The 5,047-nt window shown below is 62.0% G+C and carries 3 protein-coding genes; all 3 read left to right on the forward strand.

Going from position 1 to position 5,047, the window contains the following annotated elements:
- Positions 1-241: 241 nt before the first annotated feature.
- The 3 genes from AC1D0Z_RS15795 (at position 242) to AC1D0Z_RS15805 (ending at position 4,939) form a co-directional block, all read left to right on the forward strand.
- Entirely contained in the window at positions 242-1,282 is a 1,041-nt protein-coding gene (locus AC1D0Z_RS15795; RefSeq protein ID WP_477659171.1) for an OmpA family protein, read from the forward strand.
- Between the two features lie 295 nt (positions 1,283-1,577).
- The gene (locus AC1D0Z_RS15800) at positions 1,578-2,786 is read left to right on the forward strand and encodes an acetyl-CoA C-acetyltransferase (RefSeq protein ID WP_477659172.1); all 1,209 of its coding nucleotides are present in this window, start codon (positions 1,578-1,580) and stop codon (positions 2,784-2,786) included.
- 5 nt (positions 2,787-2,791) lie between these two features.
- A complete protein-coding gene (locus AC1D0Z_RS15805) occupies positions 2,792-4,939 on the forward strand; it encodes a 3-hydroxyacyl-CoA dehydrogenase NAD-binding domain-containing protein (RefSeq protein WP_477659173.1) in 2,148 nt (715 codons plus the stop codon).
- The last annotated feature ends 108 nt before the right edge of the window (positions 4,940-5,047 follow it).

Raw genomic sequence — 5,047 nt, forward strand, 5'->3', positions numbered from 1 at the left:
CACCCCTTGGGCACAAGGGCTGCGAATGCCCCCTTATGCCGAAGGTGAGAGGGGCTGCCGTTCCCAAGGAAAGCCCACGTTGTCGTAGGCAGTTTTCCCATGCCGGCTAGTGAACGCGTCTCACACACAGACGATGCCGGGCGCGGGAGTGTTGCGGAGCGCCGTCAGAAAAAAAGGCGTACAGCTTTTTCCTCAATTTACTTAACCCAACAATCCAACTTAACTTTTGTCTGGAGGATTCATGAAAACAACCCCCCTTGCAGTTGCCGCCGCAACCGCCCTGCTGGCTTGGCTTAGCCCTGGCACCGTGATGGCTCAAACCTCAAGCTACGACATTCCGAACCAGTCCTGGTACATCATGCCGCAGCTTCAGGGGGTCGACCCGGATTCGCGATTCAACGGTGACAAGAACCTCGGCGGCCTGGGGCTGCGTTTCGGCAAAGCGGTTTCTCCTTCATGGGACATCCAGCTGGGCGGCAGCATGGCTCGCGCCACCAACAACGGCCGGCGCTTCGAGCAAAGCACCCTGGGGGCGGATGGTCTGTACATCTTCAACCGCGGCAACAACTTCCGCCCCTTCCTGCTGGCCGGCATTGGCGCGGAGAGGGACAAGCTGCCCACCGCGAGCAAGACATCGCCGTACCTGAACCTGGGCCTGGGTTTCCAGGTGGGACTGTCTGATCAGTGGTTCATGCAGGCAGACCTGCGGCGAACCCGAACCTATCTTCGCGACAACAACCCGTTTGGCTTTGACAGGGCCACCAGCAGCACCCTGAATGTCGGTTTGAGCTATTACTTTGAAAAACCGGTGCGTCCGGTGGCTGCGCAGTACACCCCGCCGCCAGCACCCCAGCCAGAAGTCGCCGCGCCGCCACCTCCGCCTCCTCCAGCGCCGGCACGCTTTGAACGGGTCACGCTCTCGGCTACCGAGCTGTTCGCCTTTGACAGCGCCGAACTGGCGGGCGCGCAGCCCAAGCTTGACCAGATTGCACAGGCCCTGATGGGCGGCAACTTCAACGGCAACATCACCGTGACCGGTTACACCGACCGTCTGGGATCAGAAGCCTACAACCTCAGGCTGTCCCAACGCCGCGCGGATGCAGTGAAAAGCTACCTCAGCAGCAAAGGCGTCAACCCGACCCGTCTCACAGCCGTCGGCAGGGGCGAAACCAACCCGGTGGTCACCTGCAACGACCGCAACCGCGCAAAACTGATCGCCTGCCTGGCGCCCAACCGCCGTGTGGAAGTCGAAGAAATCGTGATTGAACGCCGCGTGAACTGACGGTTCACGCCCTGGCCCTGCAAAAGCCGGCACCCGCCGGCTTTTGTTTTTTTCAGATGGGCGCAATCTTTGTCCATGAAGTGGCAAGCCAGGCTTTCGGAAAACTTCATGGCCGCGCGCAGAAGCGGGGATCAACCCCGATTGGCCGCAGGTGTAGGGTTATGAACGCCGGGAAACAGCTGGCCGCCCATCCTTGCATCCATTTATGCAAAGCAATCGCTTTGCGAAATGCATATACTTCAGCGGCTCCCCGTACCGCTGCACCTGTGTTCCCGCTTCCAGAGGAAAAGCCACCATGAGCATTGAAGCCTTCATCTACGACGCCATCCGCACGCCGCGCGGCAAGGGCAAAAAAGACGGCGCGCTGCACGAGGTCAAACCCGTCAACCTGCTGGCCGGAGTGCTCACAGACCTGCAACGGCGCAACGGATTTGATACCTCGGCCATYGACGATGTGGTGATGGGCGTGGTATCTCCGGTGGGTGAACAGGGTGCGGTGATTGCCAAGGTAGCCGCGCTCAAGGCCGGCTGGGATTTTCGTGCCTCGGGCGTTCAGGTCAACCGCTTTTGCGCATCAGGCCTGGAAGCTGTGAATATGGCCGCGCAAAAAGTGCGCTCCGGCTGGGAAGACCTGGTGGTGGCCGGCGGCGTCGAGAGCATGAGCCGCGTGCCGATTGGCGCCGACGGCGGTGCCTGGGCTCAAGACCCGGAGACCAACAGCGCCACCCTGTTTGTGCCGCAAGGCATAGGCGCGGACCTGATCGCCACGGTTGAAGGGTTCAGCCGCGCAGACGTTGACGCCTTTGCACTTGAAAGCCAGCAGCGTGCCGGCAGGGCGCGCGCCGCCGGCCACTTCGCACATTCGGTGATGCCCGTTAAGGATTTCCTGGGCCAGACGATTCTGGCCGAAGACGAATTCATCAAACCCCACACCACGGTGGAAGGCCTGGCTTCACTCAAGCCCGCCTTCGAGCAACTGGGGGGCATGGGCTTTGACGCCGTGGCACTCCAGCGCTATCCGCAGGTGGAGCGCATACACCACGTGCACCACGCCGGCAATTCGTCGGGCATCGTGGACGGCGCCGCTGCCGTGCTGGTGGGCTCCGAAGCGGCCGGCAGAGCGCACGGTCTTACACCGCGCGCCAGGATCGTGGCTGCGGCCCTGAGCGGCGCCGACCCCACCATCATGCTGACCGGTCCCATGCCTGCGACGCGCAAAGTGCTCGCCAAGGCCGGCATGACGGTGGAGCAGATCGACCTGTTCGAGGTTAACGAGGCCTTTGCCGCAGTGGTGATGCGCTTCATGAAAGAGATGAAGGTGCCGCACGACAAGGTCAACGTGAATGGCGGCGCCATCGCCATGGGCCACCCACTGGGCGCCACCGGCGCGATGATCCTTGGCACGCTGATTGATGAGCTGCACAGGCGCAAGCTGCGCTATGGCCTGGCCACGCTGTGCGTGGGCGGTGGCATGGGCATCGCGACGATTGTTGAAAGAGTCTGAATGCCATGAAGACCATCCAGTACCAAATCGAGGGCGGCATTGCCACCATCACGTTTGACGAACCAGACTCCCCCGTCAACACCATGTGCCTGCAGTGGCAGGACGATCTCACTGAAGTCACCGCGCAGGTGGCGAAAGACAAAGACGCCCTCAAAGGCATCATCCTCGCCTCCGCCAAAAGCACTTTTTTTGCCGGCGCTGACTTGAAGGCCGTGATGCGCCTCACACCGGCCGACGCGCCCAAGGCCTACGCAGAGATCGAACGCGTCAAGAAAAACTTCCGTACCCTCGAAACGCTGGGCATTCCCGTGGCCAGTTGCCTCAACGGCACGGCGCTGGGCGGCGGCTGGGAAGTCGCACTGATTGGCCACTACCGCGTGGCGGTGGACGACCGCAAAACACAGTTTGGCCTGCCCGAGGTAACGCTGGGCCTGTTGCCCGGCGCCAGCGGCGTGAGCAAGATGACACGCCACCTTGGCTTGATGGGCGCGCAACCCTATCTGGTCGAAGGTAAAACCTTTAACCCGCGCGACGCGCTTGAACTGGGCCTGGTGCACGAGCTTGTGGCCGATGCAGCAGGGTTGCGCGGCAAAGCACTTGCATGGATCGCCACCAACCCCACCGCCCAGCACCCCTGGGAAGCAAAAGACTACAAAATCCCGGGCGGCACACCGGCCAACCCCAAGATCGCCGCGGCGCTCAGCGCCGCGCCCGCCATGCTCAAAAAGCAGACGCGCGGCCTCTACCCCGCGCCTGAAGCCATCCTGGCCTGCATGGTGGAAGGCACACAGGTGGACCTGGAAACCGCCTTTCGCATCGAAAGCCGCTACCTCGCCAAACTCATGACGGGCACCAATGCCAAGGCCATGATCAACACCTTTTTCTTCGACATGAACGCCATCAAGAGCGGGCAGTCGCGGCCCAAAGGCGTAGGGCGTTTCAGGCCTGCCAAGGTCGGCCTGCTGGGCGCCGGCATGATGGGTGCGGGCATCGCTTACGCACAAGCCAGCAAAGGCATTGCCACCGTGCTCAAGGACGTGAGCCAGGACAAGGCCGAAGCCGGCAAGGCTTACAGCAGCAAGGTCACCGCGCCGCGTGTGGAGAAAGGCCGCATGACGGCCAGCGAACAAAGCGCCCTGCTCTCACGCATCATCGCGACCGACCAGGTTGCGGAACTGGCCGGCTGCGACCTTATCATCGAGGCTGTTTTCGAGCGGCGCGACCTGAAGGCCAAAGTGACGCAGGAGGCCGAGCCTCTTCTGGCACCCGGCGGTTTTTTCGCCTCCAACACCTCGACCCTGCCTATCAGCAGCCTCGCCACAGCGAGCGACAAGCCAGAAAAATTTATCGGCATCCATTTCTTCAGCCCGGTCGACAGGATGAAGCTGGTCGAGATCATTCGCGGCCGGGACACCGACGACGAAACCGTGGCCAAGGCCTTTGACTATGTACAAGCCCTGGGGAAGATCCCCATCGTGGTCAACGACGCGCGCGGCTTCTACACCAGCCGCACCTTCGGCACCTTTGTGATGGAAGGCGCGGCCATGCTGGGCGAAGGCATTCCCGCCGCCGCGATTGAAAATGCCGGTATCCAGGCCGGCATGCCCGTCGGCCCGCTGGCCGTGCTGGACGAAACCGCGTTGTCACTGAGCGTGCACGTGCTGGACCAGACACGCACCGACTTCACCGCAGAGGGCAAGACCTACACCGCCACGCCCGGCGAGCTGCTGGTCGAACGGATGGTAAAAGAGTTGAAGCGCCCCGGCCGCGCGGCCGGTGGTGGCTTTTACGACTACCCCACCGAGCCAGGCGCGAAAAAACACCTGTGGCCCGAACTCAAGCCCCTGTTTGAAAAACCCGGCGCCGCCTGGGACATCAACGAACTCAAAGACCGGCTGCTCTACCGCCAGGCTGCGGAGACCGCCCGATGCCTCAGTGAAGGCGTGCTGACCACCGTGCATGACGCCAACGTCGGCTCCATCTTCGGCATAGGCTTTCCGGCCTGGACCGGCGGCGCGATGCAGTTTATCTACGGCATGGGGATTGACGCCTTTGTCGCACGTTGTGCCGAGCTGACCGCCAAATTCGGGCCCGGCTTTGCGCTGACGGACGCGGTCAAAGATGCGATTCGCCAGCATCAGCCGGTTTACTGAGCTGCTTCGTTTAACTCACCTTCCTCTCATTCATCCCATCGACCTCTATCCACTTCATGCCAAGACTCCAAAACAAGATCAGCATCATCACAGGCGCCGCCCATGGCA

The organism is Polaromonas sp. P1_E3, from assembly GCF_056405935.1.